19 protein-coding genes and 1 pseudogene are annotated in these 14,652 nt (G+C 69.9%); 5 read left to right on the forward strand and 15 right to left on the reverse strand.

Features of this window, described 5'->3' with window-relative positions:
- Positions 1-58 precede the first annotated feature (58 nt).
- Complete coding sequence (locus ABZS97_RS20585; RefSeq protein ID WP_356139715.1) at positions 59-193, forward strand: hypothetical protein; 135 nt, start codon at positions 59-61, stop codon at positions 191-193.
- On the opposite strand, the gene ABZS97_RS20590 is transcribed toward ABZS97_RS20585, so the two are convergent.
- Positions 184-936, reverse strand: a complete 753-nt coding sequence (locus ABZS97_RS20590) for an HAD-IA family hydrolase (protein ID WP_356139716.1) — start codon at positions 934-936, stop codon at positions 184-186. The genes ABZS97_RS20585 and ABZS97_RS20590 overlap by 10 nt on opposite strands.
- On the reverse strand, positions 936-1,814 hold the full coding sequence (locus ABZS97_RS20595; protein ID WP_356139717.1) for a winged helix-turn-helix domain-containing protein: 879 nt from the start codon (positions 1,812-1,814) through the stop codon (positions 936-938). Before ABZS97_RS20595 ends, ABZS97_RS20590 begins: the two co-directional genes overlap by 1 nt.
- A 171-nt stretch (positions 1,815-1,985) precedes the next feature.
- Between ABZS97_RS20595 and ABZS97_RS20600 the strand changes: the two genes are divergently transcribed.
- Positions 1,986-2,174, forward strand: a complete 189-nt coding sequence (locus ABZS97_RS20600) for a hypothetical protein (protein WP_356139718.1) — start codon at positions 1,986-1,988, stop codon at positions 2,172-2,174.
- Positions 2,175-2,252: 78 nt separating this feature from the next.
- Here the strand turns inward: ABZS97_RS20600 and ABZS97_RS20605 are convergent, their stop codons facing one another.
- On the reverse strand, positions 2,253-3,161 hold the full coding sequence (locus tag ABZS97_RS20605) for a GntR family transcriptional regulator (RefSeq protein WP_356139719.1): 909 nt from the start codon (positions 3,159-3,161) through the stop codon (positions 2,253-2,255).
- Between the two features lie 207 nt (positions 3,162-3,368).
- Between ABZS97_RS20605 and ABZS97_RS20610 the strand changes: the two genes are divergently transcribed.
- On the forward strand, positions 3,369-3,554 hold the full coding sequence (locus ABZS97_RS20610; protein WP_356139720.1) for a hypothetical protein: 186 nt from the start codon (positions 3,369-3,371) through the stop codon (positions 3,552-3,554).
- A 154-nt stretch (positions 3,555-3,708) separates the two neighbouring features.
- Here ABZS97_RS20610 and ABZS97_RS20615 read toward each other — a convergent pair whose 3' ends face one another.
- The 3 genes from ABZS97_RS20615 to ABZS97_RS20625 form a co-directional block, all read right to left on the reverse strand.
- Entirely contained in the window at positions 3,709-4,980 is a 1,272-nt protein-coding gene (locus ABZS97_RS20615) for a GNAT family N-acetyltransferase (RefSeq protein ID WP_356139721.1), read from the reverse strand.
- A 51-nt stretch (positions 4,981-5,031) separates the two neighbouring features.
- Complete coding sequence (locus ABZS97_RS20620) at positions 5,032-6,015, reverse strand: asparaginase (RefSeq protein ID WP_356139722.1); 984 nt, start codon at positions 6,013-6,015, stop codon at positions 5,032-5,034.
- 193 nt (positions 6,016-6,208) lie between these two features.
- Positions 6,209-6,862: an AmfC protein gene (locus ABZS97_RS20625; protein ID WP_356139723.1), complete on the reverse strand. Its 654-nt coding sequence runs from the start codon at positions 6,860-6,862 to the stop codon at positions 6,209-6,211.
- A 195-nt stretch (positions 6,863-7,057) separates the two neighbouring features.
- On the opposite strand from ABZS97_RS20625, the gene dtd reads away from it, so the two are divergent.
- Positions 7,058-7,483 (forward strand): D-aminoacyl-tRNA deacylase, encoded by a 426-nt coding sequence (gene dtd, locus ABZS97_RS20630; protein WP_356139724.1) that lies wholly within the window; start codon positions 7,058-7,060, stop codon positions 7,481-7,483.
- A 26-nt stretch (positions 7,484-7,509) separates the two neighbouring features.
- Here dtd and ABZS97_RS20635 read toward each other — a convergent pair whose 3' ends face one another.
- From ABZS97_RS20635 to ABZS97_RS20665, 7 genes are all read right to left on the reverse strand, one after another.
- Complete coding sequence (locus tag ABZS97_RS20635; protein ID WP_356139725.1) at positions 7,510-8,475, reverse strand: folate-binding protein; 966 nt, start codon at positions 8,473-8,475, stop codon at positions 7,510-7,512.
- A 10-nt stretch (positions 8,476-8,485) separates the two neighbouring features.
- Complete coding sequence (locus tag ABZS97_RS20640) at positions 8,486-8,935, reverse strand: Fur family transcriptional regulator (protein ID WP_356139726.1); 450 nt, start codon at positions 8,933-8,935, stop codon at positions 8,486-8,488.
- Positions 8,936-8,945: 10 nt separating this feature from the next.
- Positions 8,946-9,266: a response regulator gene (locus tag ABZS97_RS20645; RefSeq protein ID WP_356139727.1), complete on the reverse strand. Its 321-nt coding sequence runs from the start codon at positions 9,264-9,266 to the stop codon at positions 8,946-8,948.
- A gap of 101 nt (positions 9,267-9,367) precedes the next feature.
- Complete coding sequence (locus ABZS97_RS20650; RefSeq protein ID WP_356139728.1) at positions 9,368-9,943, reverse strand: FABP family protein; 576 nt, start codon at positions 9,941-9,943, stop codon at positions 9,368-9,370.
- Between the two features lie 225 nt (positions 9,944-10,168).
- Positions 10,169-11,026, reverse strand: a complete 858-nt coding sequence (locus ABZS97_RS20655; protein WP_356139729.1) for a hypothetical protein — start codon at positions 11,024-11,026, stop codon at positions 10,169-10,171.
- On the reverse strand, positions 11,023-11,796 hold the full coding sequence (locus ABZS97_RS20660; RefSeq protein WP_356139730.1) for a hypothetical protein: 774 nt from the start codon (positions 11,794-11,796) through the stop codon (positions 11,023-11,025). Before ABZS97_RS20660 ends, ABZS97_RS20655 begins: the two co-directional genes overlap by 4 nt.
- 77 nt (positions 11,797-11,873) lie before the next feature.
- On the reverse strand, positions 11,874-12,611 hold the full coding sequence (locus ABZS97_RS20665; protein ID WP_356139731.1) for a hypothetical protein: 738 nt from the start codon (positions 12,609-12,611) through the stop codon (positions 11,874-11,876).
- A gap of 224 nt (positions 12,612-12,835) precedes the next feature.
- Here ABZS97_RS20665 and ABZS97_RS20670 point away from each other — a divergent pair, with 224 nt between their 5' ends.
- Positions 12,836-13,198: a DsrE family protein gene (locus ABZS97_RS20670; protein WP_356139732.1), complete on the forward strand. Its 363-nt coding sequence runs from the start codon at positions 12,836-12,838 to the stop codon at positions 13,196-13,198.
- Positions 13,199-13,255: 57 nt separating this feature from the next.
- Here ABZS97_RS20670 and ABZS97_RS20675 read toward each other — a convergent pair whose 3' ends face one another.
- Together ABZS97_RS20675 and ABZS97_RS20680 are read right to left on the reverse strand one after the other, a co-directional pair.
- A complete protein-coding gene (locus tag ABZS97_RS20675; protein ID WP_356139733.1) occupies positions 13,256-13,516 on the reverse strand; it encodes a DUF3099 domain-containing protein in 261 nt (86 codons plus the stop codon).
- A gap of 65 nt (positions 13,517-13,581) precedes the next feature.
- Positions 13,582-14,391: pseudogene (locus ABZS97_RS20680) on the reverse strand (IS200/IS605 family accessory protein TnpB-related protein); the annotation flags it as partial.
- Between the last annotated feature and the right edge of the window lie 261 nt (positions 14,392-14,652).

Consider the following 14,652-nt stretch of genomic DNA (forward strand, 5'->3'; position numbering starts at 1 on the left):
GGACATGGTTTTCTTTCAACTCTTAGGTGCGGCTGTCGAATTCTCAGCCACGCAATTGGTGCAGACGAGGCTCGGACTCGTGGGCCTGGTCCTGCTGACCCTGCTGCTGGTGGGCATCCGGGCGGGCCACCCTCGCCTGGTCGGCTGGACGGCCTTCGCGCTCCTGCTGCTGATCCTTCAGCTTCAGGCCTGACCCCGCAACACCCGCAACACCGGCTCCAACGACCCCACCACATCCTCGGCGCCCGCGTCCCGCAGCCACTTCTCCTTATCGGCGTTACGCGCGTAGCCGAGGAACGGAACGCCGGCGCGCCGGGCCGCGGCCAGGTCCGAGGGGGCGTCGCCGATCATGAGTGCGGTGGAGGGGGCGGCACCCAGGGCGTTCAGGGCGCGGTTGAGGCAGTGGGGGTGGGGCTTGAGGTGTTCCAGTTCCTGGGTGCGGCCGTAGATGTTGGGGGCGAAGCAGTCGGTGAGGCCGCGGGTCGCGAGGTAACGGGCAGCGGTGCCCGCCGAGTTGTTGGTGGCGATGGCCAGCCGGGCTCCGACGGCGCTCCAGGTTCGTATCAGCGGGTCCGCGTACGCGGTGGGCCAGGCGGAGGGCACCGCCTTCAGCTCCTGCTGGGTGAGCCGCTCCTCCAGCTCGGTCACCAGATCGCTGTGCGGATGGCGCCGGTTGACCGCGTACAGGACGGCCATCGGGTCCGGGTGGACGCGCTCCTCCTCGGTCAGCAGTCCGCGCAGTCCCTGCCGCCCGAGCCACTCCACCAGATCCTTCGCCACGTCCTCCGCCGAGTGCCCCGCGAACAACCGGCAGATCGGCCCGTCGAAGTCGAAGAGCACGAAGCGAGCGCGTTCGATCACTTTCCGCAGGTTCTCTGTCTCCGCTGCCACTTGTTCGGTAGCCACCTGTTCGGTCTGCGCCGTATCAGAAGTCACTAGGAGAGTGTCAGGTCAGTGGTGATGGTTTCCCAGAGGGCGTTGAACCACTTCTGAGATTCCTCCACAAACGCGGCGTCCCGCTGGCCGGCCCGCTTCTCGAAGGAGAACAGCAGGGACTTGCCACCGAGCGCGTCGTACATCTCCAGCGTCCCGTCGCCCACCTCCTCCTCGCGCTTCGTGACCATGTAGTACGCGAAGAGGGCCTCCGCCTCGTTGAGCAGGTACAGCTTCATGGGCGGGGTGAACGGCAGCGCGCGGAACGTCACGCGGACGTCGATGCCGTGCGAGCGGCGCAGCGCCTGGAGGTTGTGGCGCAGGACGTGCCCCTGGGCGTTGCGCTGGTCGAGCCAGCGTTTGTGGACCGGGTCGCCCGCGCCGGTGGTGTCCACCGGCGCCGGGAAGGCGAGGTCGATCTCGCGGCTGGGCAGCAGGATGCGTACGTCGATCGAGTCGGGGCGGATCCGGCCCTCGTGGATCAGGCGGACCGGCTCGCCGAGGGCCAGCATCAGTGTCTCGGCGGTGAGGCAGGCGGCATCGACGCGGACGTCCGGGGACGCGAACGCCTCGGCCAGCCGGGGCGCCAGCGCGACCATCGTCGGCTGCGGCTCGCCCCGCGTGGGCGCCACCTCGGCGATGCGCGGCGGGCTTCCCTTGCTCACGTTGCTCAGCAGCCCGTCGTCCTGGAGGGCGCGCAGGGCCTGGCGGACGGTGCCGCGTTCCACGCCGAACTCGTCGGCCAGTTCGGCCTGGGTGGGCAGGCGGTCCCCCGCCCTGAGGTCCCCGGTCCGGATCCGGTCCCGCAGGACGTCGGCGATCTCCTGCGGCGAGAGCCTTCTGCTGCCGTTCACTGCAACGTTCTCCTGGGTCACGACCAAACGCTACAACTTCCATCCATCTATGGGGAGTTGCTTGAAAGTTGTTTATGACTGGTAGCCAAGTGGGGACAACTTAATCAGAGTTGGTTACCAACTTAGCCAAGTTGGCGGAAGTTTTGCCTCCGGAGGTACCACGCCACCCATGTAACAGAAGAAGCAGGAGGAACCACCATGCCCGTCATCGCCCTCCTCTCCGCCGTCTTCGTCGTCGGCTTCGAGCAGATCGTCCAATGGCAGTACGGGCCCTCGGGCATCGTCGGACTGCTGCTGCTCAGCATCGGCATCAAGGCCAAGAGCCCCGCGTGCAGCTCCATCGGGGCAGTCGTCCTCGCCCTGACGGTCACCGGCCCCACCCTGTGACCTGCACGGATCCACACGCCGCCGCACAACGACACGGTCGCACAACCGCCCGCACGCGCACGAACGGCCCGGGAGGCCTCAGCTCGTCAGGACAAGGTCCGAGCTGATGGTCTCCCACAGTGCGTTGAACCACAGATGGGACTGCTCGACGAACGTGGTGTCCCGCAGCCCGGTCCCCTGCGCGAAGGGGAACAGCATCGACTGCGTGCCCTCCGCGTCGTACATCTCCAGATACTCGTGGTCGATCTCCTCGCCCCGCCGCGTGAGCGTGTAGTACGCGAAGAGCGCCTCGGCCTCGCCCAGCAGGTACAACTTCACCGGCGGCGTGAACGGCAGCGCGCGGAACGTCACCCGTACGTCGACGCCGTGCGTGGAGCGCAGCGCCAGCAGGTTGTGCTGCAGGACCTGCCCCTGGGCGTTGCGCTGGGCCAGCCAGCGGCGCTGCAGCCGGTCGTCGTCGGTGTCGTCCACCCGCGCCGGGAAGGCGAGGTCGATGTCCCGGCTGGGCAGCAGCACCCGGACGTCGATCCTGGCCGGTTTTATTCGCCCCGAGTGGATCTGGCGCAACGGCTCACCCATCGCGAGCGTGAGCGAGACACACGTCAGGCACAGGGCGTCGATCTCCACATGAGGCTTCGCGAAGGCTGCGGTGATCCGCGGGCCGAGCGCCACCGTGGTGGGCTGCGGCGGGGCTTCCGGCCCGGTCAGGGCCCTTCCCCAGCTCTGCGCGACGGTGGCCGGGCTGCCCTTGGAGACGTTCACGAGCAGATGCTCCGACTGCAGGATGCGCAGCGCCTGGCGCACCGCGCCGCGCTCGACACCGAACTCGTCGGCCAGCTTGGCCTGCGTGGGCATGCGCTCGCCCGGCCGCAGCTGCCCGGACCTGATACGGCTGCGCAGCTCGTCGGCCACCTCGTGGTGCGACCGCGGCGGCCGTGGTGACCTGTTCCGCCCGTTGACGGCGGCATGTTCCGGCTCCACAACCAAACACTACAACTTCCCGCCATCTTTGGGGACTTGATGGATAGGTGGTTATGAGTCGTCCCAACGCGGAGATAAGTAAGAGTAAGTTGGTCGCCAACTTCAGCAACATGGTCAAACTTCAAGGGGGTTGGCCACCGTAGACAACTTTGTCGACCAGGTGAGCCAAGCCCCCAGCGGGGGCCCGCCTCCCCGTCCCGAAGGAGGGACCGCATGCCGCTCATTGCCATCGCCGTCGCAGCCCTCGCCATTGGGTTCGAGCAGCTCATCCAGTGGAAGTACGGGCCGATGGGCATCATCGCGTTCGTCGCGCTGTCCATCGGACTCAAGGCCAAGAACACCGTGATCAGCGGCATCGGGGCTGTGATCCTCGTGATGCTGCTCGCCCAGTCCGGCTGACCGGGCACCGCCTGGCAGTCCGGCTGGCCGGGCTCCCCTCCGGAGGGGAGCCGGGAGCTCGGCCAGTCCGCACCACCGCACAACAACTTCATCGCTACGGATACGGCACCACCCACCCGCACGGAGGGAGCACCGCTCAGGAGAGTTCAGGAGATCAGAAGATGTCCGGGCACCAAGGCCGCCTGGACGTGCGCAGCAGGGCGTCGGCAACGGAGGCGGCGCCCGCTCGTTCTTCCCGCACCCGGCCGAGCGCCGCAAGCCGCACCGCCGACTCGTCGCCCAGCCACAGCGCCGCCAACTCGCCCACATCGAGGCTGAGTTCGGCGGCGTCCTGCGTGTTCGGCACACACCGGGCACCGTCCGGCCCCGCCGCGTCGAGCCGGTACCGCCCGGCGGACAGCCCGTCCCGGTCGGTCACCTCCAGGACGAGACTCCCCGACCCCTCGTACGTACGCGCTTCCATCGCCCGTACGACGTCCAGGATCCGCACCCACAGCCAGTCCGCCTGCGAGGTGATCCGGGCGGCGCGCGGATCGGGCAGGAGGTGCGGCAGCAGATCGTCGGGGGCGCGCCGGCCCGACTTGAGGCGGACGATCCAGTCGATCGAGCACAGGTACTGCCACAGGGCCCGTTCGGCAGCCGGGGTCACCGCGATGAGCCCCTTCACGGTCGCCGTGTTCAACGGCTGCTTGGCGTCGCCCCAGTTGTCGTCGCACGTGTACGCGACCAGGCCGTCCACCTCTCCGCCCGCCGAGCGGTACACCGCGTAGAAGGGCTCCGCCCACGGGGCGCGGTCCAGCCTCAGCGCACCCGTGCTGACCTGCCACCAGCGCTCGTCCCGGCTGACCACGCCCGGCTGCGCGCTCCGCAGCCGCTCGTGCAGTTCGGGGCCGACCTTGCGGACGTCCGCGGCGTCCACGAGGTCGACACGGCCGCCGTCCGCGGGGCCCGACCAACGGGGGTCCAGGCCCGTACGCGGTACGTCGACGGTCCACTCCGTGGCGTGCGTGACGGGGCCGAAGCCGAAGCGGCCGTAGATCGGGTACTCGGCGGCGATCAGCGTCGCGACGACGTCGCCGCGTGCCTTCGCCGCGGCCAGGTCCTGGCCCATCATGCGGCTGAGGAGGCCACGGCGGCGGTGCGTGGCGGTGACCGTGACGTTCGAGATGGCGTCCGCGGGGACGGGGCGGCCGCCGACCGCGGTGAGCTCCTGCGGGAACGAACGGAAGGTCGCCACGCAGCGGGTGCCGTCGAAGGCACCGAGGGTCCGTGACGGCAGGATGTACGAACTCCGGTCCTCGATCTCCCGGTCCGACACCGTGGGGGGCCTCAGGAACCCGGTGTTCAGCGCTCTGATCCAGTCCGGGATCTCGGCCTCGGTGATCGGGCGTACGTCGATGTCCTTGACGTCCTCGCGGCGGCTCATGGGACCACGCTAGGCGTACGGGGACGGGGGCGTCGCGGGGTTTTCCCCGCCTCAGAACGCCGCCCTGATCTCCCCCACCTCAAGCGCCCCGCCCACCAACGGCGCCCGTCCGATGCGCGTCACCACCGGTGCCTGCACGCCCAGCAGGGCGAGGCCGCGGGCCAGTACGGGGCCCAGGGCCCGTCCCGCGCCGTCGTCGATCTTGAAGGCGAGGGCGCGGCCGTCGGGGAGGGCGACGGCCTGGACGGCCTCCGCGCCCATCTTGGACAGGGCGCCCGGCACCTCGTGCATGAGCCAGGTGTCGGGGCGCCGGGTGCCGGCGACGTACTCGGGGTGGGTGCGCATCGCGTCGGCGACGCGGCGCTCGGCGGAGCCGTCCTCGGCCAGGACGAAGGAGCGGAAGGCGCGGGCCAGGCCCGTCAGGGTGATCGCCATCAGCGGGGCGCCGCAGCCGTCCGTACCGACCGCCGCGACCTGCTCCCCCGCCGCCTCCTCGACCACGGTGCGGATCAGCTGCTGAAGCGGGTGCCCGGGGTCGAGGTAGGAGTCCAGCGGCCATCCCCGCTGCGCGCACACCGCGAGCATCGCCGTGTGCTTGCCGGAGCAGTTCATGGTCACCCGGTCGCGCACACCGCCCGCGGCGAGGTACGTCTCGGCCTCCACCGGGTCCAGCGGCAGATCGGGCGGGCACTGGAGCTGCGCGGCCGTCAGCCCGTGCTCGGTCAGCATCTTCTGTACGAGGTCGCGGTGGAAGGTCTCACCGGAGTGGCTGGCGGCGGCGAGGGCCAGCCGCTCCCCGCTCAGCTCCAGCCCGGCCCGCAGGATGCCCGCCGCCTGCATGGGCTTGTTGGAGGAGCGCGGGAACACCGGTGCGCTCACGTCCCCGAGCGCCAGCTCGACCGATCCGTCGGCGGCCAGCAGCACCAGGCTGCCCCGGTGACGGCCCTCGACGAAGCCGGACCGTACGACCTCGGCAAGAACGGGTGCCGCGGCGGGCACGGGGGATATGACGGGGTCAGCGAGGGCGGCGGACATCGGCGGTGGCCTTCCGGGACGGGGCGGTGCGGGAACGCGGGCGGGTGACGACCACCCCCACTCCCGACTTCGCCGAGCGGCGGGGGACCCCCGTCCGCGGCGACGGACCGAAACCGCCATCCGCAAGGCGCCCCGGTCGGGGCCCCGGATCACGCCGGCCGTCGGGCGCCCGGGATCACCGGGGGCCACCGCGTCACATGAGGAGGTCGTCCACTTGTGCTTCCCCTTCACGGTACCTGCGCGCGATCTCCGCGCTGCAATCGTCGGCCGTGCGCTGCAGCACCTGCCGCCTGCGGGACACCTGCTGCTCGTAGCGGACCAGTCGCCCCATCCCGGCGCCGAGCTCGTCGTCCGTACGCGCCTCCAGGTCCGACAGCTCGACCTCGCCGAGCATGTCCGCGGCCAGCCGCCGGTACTCCTCGCCGTACGGCGTGCCCACCGTCACATGGCGGGCCGAGGAGCGGTGCCGGGCCGGCGCGTCCGTGAGGATCTCCGAAAGCCGCTCCATGACCCCGGCAGGCGCCGCCAGGCCGCCGCGGCGCGCCAGCTCGGCCCGCAGGATGTCGATGCGCCCCTGGAGGAGCCGTCGCACGTAGCTGAGGTCGGCCTCGTCGCGCTGGGCGTCGCGGCGCAGCGTGCGCAGCTCGGCCAGCCGCAGCACGGCGAGGTCGTGGACGGGCGGCTGCGGCGCGAGCAGCGTGCTGTCGGTGCGCTGCGCCGGCGGCCGGATCACGACGCCGCCCGGCCGCCCGCCGGTGCCCGCGGCGCCCCCGTTCCGCTCCCGTGGAGTCGCCCGGGTCAGTGACACGGTCCCGGGCGGCTGCTGCCCGTACCTCGGTGTGCTCATGTGCCTCTACCGTCCCCTCGACCGGCGCGGTCCACCCCGCGGATGCACCGCAACACCCCGCATCGTGCCACCCCAAGTGGTCGCTATGTGACCGAGTGCCCCCGATCGGCCCCAGATGGGGGGTTCGAGACCCCGGAAATCACGCGAAGGGCCCGCACGGCGGGTGGACCGGACGGGCACGGCATGATGGTCGTCATGCGTGCGGTGGTGCAGAGAGTGGACGGCGCGAGCGTCGTCGTCGAGGGTGCGACGGTCGGCGAGATCGACGGCGAGGGCCTGTGCGTCCTCGTCGGGGTGACGCACGAGGACACCAAGGAGAAGGCGGTCCAACTGGCCCGCAAGCTCTGGTCGATCCGCATGCTGAGCGACGAGAGGTCGTGCAGCGACATCGACGCCCCGCTGCTGGTCATCAGCCAGTTCACCCTCTACGGTGACGCCCGCAAGGGCCGCCGCCCCACGTGGAACGCGGCGGCTCCAGGCGATGTCGCCGAGCCCCTCGTCGACGAGGTGGTCGCCCAACTCCGCTCGCTGGGTGCGACGGTGGCGACGGGACGGTTCGGCGCGCAGATGCGCGTCTCGCTGACGAACGACGGCCCGTTCACGGTCCTGCTGGAGATGTGAGCCCCGAGCCACTGAGCCGCTGAGCCCTAGGGCTCGACCACCGTCTCCTGCGCGGCGGCCGTCGTGTCGGCCAGCAGCGGCGCGTCCACGGGCACGTTCCGCTTGACCAGGGCCAGCGCGATCGGGCCGAGTTCGTGGTGGCGTACGGACGTGGTGATGAAGCCGATCTTCCGGCCGTCGGGCCCCTCGTCCGCGCGGCGCAGTTCCGTGCCGTGCGGCGGGAGATGGACCTCGCTGCCGTCCAGGTGGAGGAAGACGAGACGACGCGGCGGCTTGCCGAGGTTCTGCACGCGGGCGACGGTCTCCTGCCCGCGGTAGCAGCCCTTCTGGAGGTGAACGGCCGTGCCGATCCAGCCCAGTTCGTGCGGGATGGTGCGGTGGTCGGTCTCGAAGCCGAGGCGCGGCTGGTGGTTCTCGACGCGCAGCGCCTCGAAGGCGAGGAGCCCGGCCGCGGGACCGGCCTTCTGCGCGTACGACTCCAGGTCGGCGCGCGGCAGGAAGAGATCACGCCCGTACGCCGTCTCGCGGACGACGGCGTCGCCCGGGACCTCGGCGATCGAACCGGCCGGCAGATGCACGACCGCGAACTCGTCCGTCCGGTCGGCGACTTCGACGCGGTAGAAGAACTTCATCGACTCCAGGTAGGCGATCAGCGCGTCCTGGGTGCCGGGTTCGGTGTGCATCCACACCGTGGCGCCGTCGTCGACGAGGTACAGGGCGTGCTCGATGTGGCCGTGCGCGGAGAGGATCAGCGCCTCGGTGGCGTGGCCCGCCGGGAGGTCGGTGACGTGCTGGGTGAGCAGCAGGTGCAGCCAGCTCAGCCGGTCGTCGCCGGTGACGGTGAGGACCCCGCGGTGCGAGAGGTCCACGAATCCGGTTCCGTCGGCGAGGGCACGCTGTTCGCGGAACAGGTCGCCGTAGTGGGCGGCGACGCCTTCGTCCACGCCCTCGGCGGGGACGGCGCCGGGCAGGGACAGCAGGGGGCTCTTCATGTGCCTAAGCCTACGACTCGGTAGTTGAATTCTTCAGCGAGCTCTTGCGCGTGCAGTCCTTGCACCGCCCGAAGATCGCGAAGTGCTTCATGTCGGTGTCGAAGCCGAACGACTCGCGCAGCCGCGCCCGGAAGTCGTCGGCGACCTCGACGTCGGCCTCGATGACGTTGGTGCAGTCCCGGCACACCAGGTGGATGTGGTGGTGCCGGTCGGCCAGGTGGTACGTCGGCGCCCCGTGCCCGAGGTGGGCATGGCTGACCAGGCCGAGCTCCTCCAGGAGCTCCAGCGTCCGGTAGACCGTCGAGATGTTCACGCCCGACGCCGTCCTGCGCACTTCGACCAGGATGTCGTCCGGGGTCGCGTGCTCCAGCGTGTCCACGGCTTCGAGCACAAGCTGCCGCTGCGGAGTCAGCCGGTAACCGCGCTGCCGCAGATCACTCTTCCAGTCGGTGCTCACCACGCCGCCCAGTCTAGGACCCCAGGATCTGTCGCACGCGCGTGACGACGTTCTCCAGGTCGAAGGGCTTGGGGAGGAGGACGACCGGGACGTCGTGGCCGTCCTCGCGCAGGATGCGGACCACCTGGCGGCTGTCGAGGTCCGGGAGCCGCATGTCCAGGACGACGACGTCCGGGGCCCGGCTGTAGACGGTGTTCAGCGCGGCGACCCCGCCGGCGACGGTGATGACCTCGAAGCCGGCCAGGCCGAAGGTCTGTGCGAGCAGCTCGCGGACGGCGGGCTCGTCGTCGACGACGAGGACGCTGGCGGCGGAAACACGTGTGGGACCGGTCACTCCAGCAGAGTTACCGGCCCCACATCAGAGGAGCGTGAACGTTCGCTTGATACGGCTTGAGAGATGCCGTACGCGAACGGCGGGCGTCCGGGGTGCGCGTCCTACTTGAAGAACGCGATCCCGTCGTCCGGCATGTCGTCGGGCAGGTGCTTGGCCCAGCGCTCGACATCCTCCGGGGTGACGACCTTCTTCAGGTGCGCCGACATGTAGGGGCGCAGCTCGACCTCGGGGGTCTGCTTCTCGCCGACCCACATGAGGTCGCTCTTCACGTACCCGTAAAGCCGCTTGCCTCCGGTGTACGGGCCCGAGGCCGCCGTGCGTGCGACGGCGTCCGTGACCAGGTCGATCTGCGGCTTCTTGTCCGCCAGGTCGCCGTACCAGATCTCCACGACACCGTCGTCGCGGGTCATGACGACCTCGACCTTGCGGTTGTCGTCGATGCGCCAGAAGCCGGACTCGGTCTCCAGCGGGCTGACCTTGTTCCCCTCGGCGTCGAGCACCCAGGTGCGCGAGTGGTACTCCAGGAAGTCCCGGCCGTCGTGGCTGAAGGTGACCTCCTGACCGAAGTTGCACTTCTCGGAACCCGGGAAGTCGTGCACGCCGGCACCGGCCCAGTCGCCGAGCAGGAAGGCGAGGGGGACCAGGCCCTTGTGGAGGTCGGACGGGATCTCGATCATGAGGTCGGCAGTTCCTTGATGGGGGTCAGCGCTGGCCCTGGTACAGCTTCTTCACGGTCAGACCGGCGAAGGCGAGAACGCCGACGCAGACCAGGACCAGCAGGGTTTCGAAGAAGATCTCCACGGGTGCTCCTCGGATGAGCGGGTGCGCGTATGTACACAGGACCGAGCCCCAATCCTAGTCGCCCGGGGCCCGGCCCTCTCCATGAGGTACGCCATGCAGGCTCAGCTCAGCAGCTGGCTCTGCAGCACCACCGTCTGCTGGAACGGCACGGCCTGCGCGGTGCCCTTGCGGGACTGCACGATCAGGGCGAGGGTGTCGCCGGCCTTGAGATACGCCTGCCGCTCGTTCGTGGCTCCGTACGGCTTCGCCTCGGCGTACACGTAGTGCTGCACGTCCTCGATCGTCGCCTTCTCCGGGAAGCCCTCGTCGGTGTGCACCTCGGAGGCGCCCCGCACCATGTACCGCGGACTGTCGAAGCCGAACACATCCTCCTGGATGCTGTCCACGACGGCCGCCGTATTGAACTGGAGCAGATAGATCCGCGTGTGCGTGCCGTCCCCGGTGGTCCAGCCACGCGCCGCGACGTGCCGCAGGCCGTTGTCGGTCAGCAACCCGCCGAGCTCCTCGCGGTCCTCCGACACCGCGTACTCCGCCAGGAAGTCCTTCGTCCTCAGCCAGCCGTCCTCGCCGCGCAGCGCCTGGTCGGCCTTTGCGCCCTTGGGCGCGGGCAGGACGAGTTTCCGCAGGTCCGCGTAGTGGGCACCCGCCACGTTCTCGTCGGCGAAGGGACCGGGGCTGCCGGCGGGCAGCGGCGGCTTGCTGATCGTCGGGTAGTCCCAGCGCCCGTCCGACTCGGTCGCCAGACCGGGTACGTCCGTCCGCTCCATCCGCGTGATGCCATACGCGGCCGACGTACCGACTGCCCCGAAGACCACGACGGCGGCGGTCCACCGCAGGACGGCACGCAGGACCCGGCGGTCCTTCCTGACCTTGACGGGAGCCACGTCCACGAGCTGCGCGTCGGGAGCCACCACCACTGTCTGCGGGTGCTGCTCGGCCTGTTCCATCTGCTCGGTCATACCGCCTCCCCGGGTTCTGCGATGCGGTCGAGCTGTTCGCGCAGCAGCGTCGCGACGAGAGTGGTGTCCATCGACTTGACCGCATGCGCGGTGAGGCTGACCAGCACGTCGCCCTGGTAGGCGGAGCAGACCATCGTGTCGAGCTTCTCGCCCGCGATCTTGGGCGGCAGGAAGCAGTGGGCGTTCTTGTAGCCCTTGATCTCCGGGCCCTTGCGGAAGATCTTGAGGGCGCTGAGAAACTCGTTCTGGAACCTCACGCTGTCCCGTATGGCTGCCTTGTTCTCCATCTGGGAGAGCACGATGCTCACCGTGGGGGGATCGATGTTTATCGAGTCGTAGTAGCTGCGCATCGCCATGCCCTTGATGCGCTCCTTGTCGATCTCCTTCTCCAGCTGCCGCCGCGTGGAGCGGGGCAGGTCGCGCAGCGACTCCTTGCGCAGGGCGGTGGCCTGACGTCCACTCAGCTCGGCGTCGGAGCCGAACTCGGCGATGTCCGGGCCCCGGTTCCAGCCGTCGGGACCGAACGGCACGAGCATGCCTGCCAGTCCGGAGCCCTCCTTCACCTTCACGACGCCGTGCTCGGCCGCAGGGAGGCGCCAACGCGGCGCGCCCGCGTCACGGTCGGCATCCTGGACGGTCACGACGGTGTAGCCGACGCCGCCGATGACGGCTCCCAGCAGGAGGACGGCACCGGCGACGGCGGCGATACGGCCGGGCCGCAGGCGCTTCTTCTTCGGTGCCTGCTCGGGATCCTGTACAGGGGCCCGCACTGGCGGTTCCTGAACAGGGGTTTCCTGTACGGGCTCCACGGGTGTCGTCGGTTCCATGGGCGCGGTCGGGTTCTCGTTCACAGCCGCCCCATCTGCCGCTCGGCCAGGTCCATGATCGTCTTCTTGGGGATCGGCTTGCTGTCGTAGACCCAGATCTCCATGGCGATGTCGCCGCGGTAGGCGTGCGCTTCGGCCTCGTACAGCGGCAGATAGCCCGGCCTGGTGTCGGGGTCGGCGTGGACGTACGCCATGCCGTCCCCCGTGCCGGGGATGGACCAGCTGTCGGTGCCGCTGTCCTTCTCCGCCCAGAAGAGCGCGTTGTCGAACTCGTCGGAGGCGCCGATGCCCTCCTCCTGGCGGTACTGCACGAGACGGATCTCGACGCTGTACGTGCTGCCCCTCTGCCAGCCGGTGACGGCGGCCCGGCGGAACTCGTCCTGGACGAGGTTCTTGAAGCCGACGTCCGGCTTCTTGAACGACTCCGCGTAGTCGGCCACGTCCATCCAGCCGTCCTTGCCCATGAGGTACTTGGACGCCTGCGTCCCCTTCGGCCGCTTGACCAGCAGCCTGCGCAGGTCGCCGTCGACCTTCACCTTGCGGTCCTGCGCGGCCGACAGCGGCTCGGGGCCGTCGCCCTTGGCCTGCTTGACCACGGGCTGCGAGAGGTACGGCAGCTCGGTGGGCTCGCGGTCGGCCTGGACGAGATAGCCGGCGCACGTGCCGGCGACCAGCCCCAGCACGGCGGCGCCGGCGATCAGCAGCGTCGTACGGCCGCGCCGACGGACCCGCGGAGCACCTGCCGCGACTTCGGCCACTCCGGGGGCCTCCGACGCCTCGGGTCTTTCCGTGACTTCCGTGACTTCCGCGACTTTCTGCACTTCTGGCACTTCTGGCACTTCTGGCACTTCCAAGACGTCCCCCCACAGAACGTGAAGCGCGGATTCCGTATTCGCGCGCACAGGAGACCCACGGGTGACACACGGGGTTGCGCGCGCGTTGGTTACGATTCGGACTACCGTTCGGGGCATACGATTCGGGCATGGCGAAGAAGCTCGTGATCAAGGTGACGGCGGGGGCCGACGCCCCCGAGAGGTGCTCCCAGGCGTTCACGGTCGCGGCGGTCGCCGTGGCCAGCGGTGTCGACGTCTCCCTCTGGCTGACCGGCGAGTCCGCCTGGTTCGCGCTGCCGGACCGCGCCGCCGAGTTCGAGCTGCCGCACGCGGCCCCGCTACCCGACCTGATCGATTCGGTCCTGGCCGCCGGCCGCGTCACCCTGTGCACGCAGTGCGCGGCCCGCCGCGACATCACGGAGAAGGACGTCCTCGACGGCGTACGCATCGCGGGCGCGCAGGTGTTCGTCCAGGAGGCGATGGCGGACGAGACGCAGGCACTCGTCTACTGATCTCGTCCACTGGTACCGAGCCCCGGCCGGACGACCGATCTGGTCACCGGCCCAGACCTACTGGCGGCGCTTCTTCCCGTCCAGCTCGTCCCACCAGTCGTCGGACTTCGGGTCGCCGGACGGGTCGTCCCACCAGCGGTCCTCGGGGCCGCGCCGGTTGGCGACCATCGCTGCGAGCGGCGGAATCACCATCGCCACCACGCACATCCCGACGGCCGCCGGAATCGACCAGATGCGCACGACTCCCCAGGCCAGGACGAAGAGCCCGATGCACGTCCCCATCATGGCGAAGTAAACGTGTCGTCTTCGCGCGTACATACGTCCAGCGTATGCCGGACGCAGCCGAAGGGCCGCACCCCGATCCGGTAAGCGTCCAACCGTTCCTAGGGGCTGAGCGGGGGTGAGTCCTGATGCCAGAACCCCCGCTCAGCCGAACGCCCCGAACGGTGTTGGGCATTCTGGTCCACCGCGTTCTCGCTGTGTCCGGGCGGCACGGATCGGGTCCGTGGTCCGACAACACGCGGGCGGTTTCCCTCACGTCCCGGGGTATCTGATCCCGCCTGGACGGTCCGATGCCCCGCACGATCACTCTGGTCGTGCGGGGGCGGTGCCGTCCGTCGCCGGATCGGGTGCCCCAGGGCGCGCCTGCCGATCGCCACGGCGGCTGCGTCGTGACGGCTGGTCTTTCTGGTCTTGCTCTTCAGGGGCTTTTGCCAGTGCTGGGCGCCCCAGCGGGAGGTGTAGGCCGGGTCGACGGCGACCAGCGGGATGCCGAATTCGGCGGCCATGGAAAGCAGCCTCGCGCGCAGCCGGGCGACGGGCATGCCGGAGATGAGGTGGCGGAACCGTTTGCGGCGGCCGTGCTTTTCTCGGGTGGTCTCGGAGGTGAAGTCCAGGTCCTCGACCGCGATCGCCAGGCCGTGCCTCCTGGACCAGTGCAGGAGGCGGGTCAGGGCGTGGCGCACCTGCGCGTCCCGGTGCGCGGCGGTGCCGGACAGGTCGTAGTCGAACCGGCGCGGGGAGCCGACCGGGTTGCCGTGCGCATCCAGCCGCCAGGCCGCCAGATGATCCGCGTTCGTATCCACGCCGACCAGACCGCTCGCGCGGGCGGCGGACAGCACCACGGTCTGGACCGGGAGCATGGTCCAGGAAGCGGTCAGGTACCAGCGCCCGCGGTCGGTGTCTTCGTGGATCGCCACCCCGGATGGGCCGGGCACCACGAACGGCGCCGCCACCTCCCGCAACCCGCCCACCCCGTCACCCCCACTCGGCGCGAAGAACCGTCACCGCGCTCAACGACGACCGCACGCAAGGTCACGCATTCGACGCAAGAACTCCCGTTCCCTTCCACGGCCCGGGCCCGCCGCAGCCGGGGCACTCACTCATGCACCCCACAACGCGCTCAATCGTCATGATCGGCCGAAGGGCCGCACCCCCGGGGGTGCGGCCCTTCG

Origin of the sequence: Streptomyces sp. NPDC005485 (assembly GCF_040606085.1) — a bacterium.
GTDB lineage: Bacteria > Actinomycetota > Actinomycetes > Streptomycetales > Streptomycetaceae > Streptomyces.

What these genes read in the sequence shown, in the direction of transcription:
- ABZS97_RS20610 (WP_356139720.1), top strand. Translation starts at nt 3,369, where the DNA reads ATGCCGCTCATTGCCATCGCCGTCGCAGCCCTCGCCATTGGGTTCGAG.
- ABZS97_RS20675 (WP_356139733.1), bottom strand. Translation starts at nt 13,516, where the DNA reads ATGTACGCGCGAAGACGACACGTTTACTTCGCCATGATGGGGACGTGC.
- ABZS97_RS20655 (WP_356139729.1), bottom strand. Translation starts at nt 11,026, where the DNA reads ATGACCGAGCAGATGGAACAGGCCGAGCAGCACCCGCAGACAGTGGTG.
- ABZS97_RS20635 (WP_356139725.1), bottom strand. Translation starts at nt 8,475, where the DNA reads ATGAAGAGCCCCCTGCTGTCCCTGCCCGGCGCCGTCCCCGCCGAGGGC.
- ABZS97_RS20625 (WP_356139723.1), bottom strand. Translation starts at nt 6,862, where the DNA reads ATGAGCACACCGAGGTACGGGCAGCAGCCGCCCGGGACCGTGTCACTG.
- ABZS97_RS20600 (WP_356139718.1), top strand. Translation starts at nt 1,986, where the DNA reads ATGCCCGTCATCGCCCTCCTCTCCGCCGTCTTCGTCGTCGGCTTCGAG.
- ABZS97_RS20615 (WP_356139721.1), bottom strand. Translation starts at nt 4,980, where the DNA reads ATGAGCCGCCGCGAGGACGTCAAGGACATCGACGTACGCCCGATCACC.
- ABZS97_RS20620 (WP_356139722.1), bottom strand. Translation starts at nt 6,015, where the DNA reads ATGTCCGCCGCCCTCGCTGACCCCGTCATATCCCCCGTGCCCGCCGCG.
- dtd (WP_356139724.1), top strand. Translation starts at nt 7,058, where the DNA reads ATGCGTGCGGTGGTGCAGAGAGTGGACGGCGCGAGCGTCGTCGTCGAG.
- ABZS97_RS20650 (WP_356139728.1), bottom strand. Translation starts at nt 9,943, where the DNA reads ATGATCGAGATCCCGTCCGACCTCCACAAGGGCCTGGTCCCCCTCGCC.
- ABZS97_RS20670 (WP_356139732.1), top strand. Translation starts at nt 12,836, where the DNA reads ATGGCGAAGAAGCTCGTGATCAAGGTGACGGCGGGGGCCGACGCCCCC.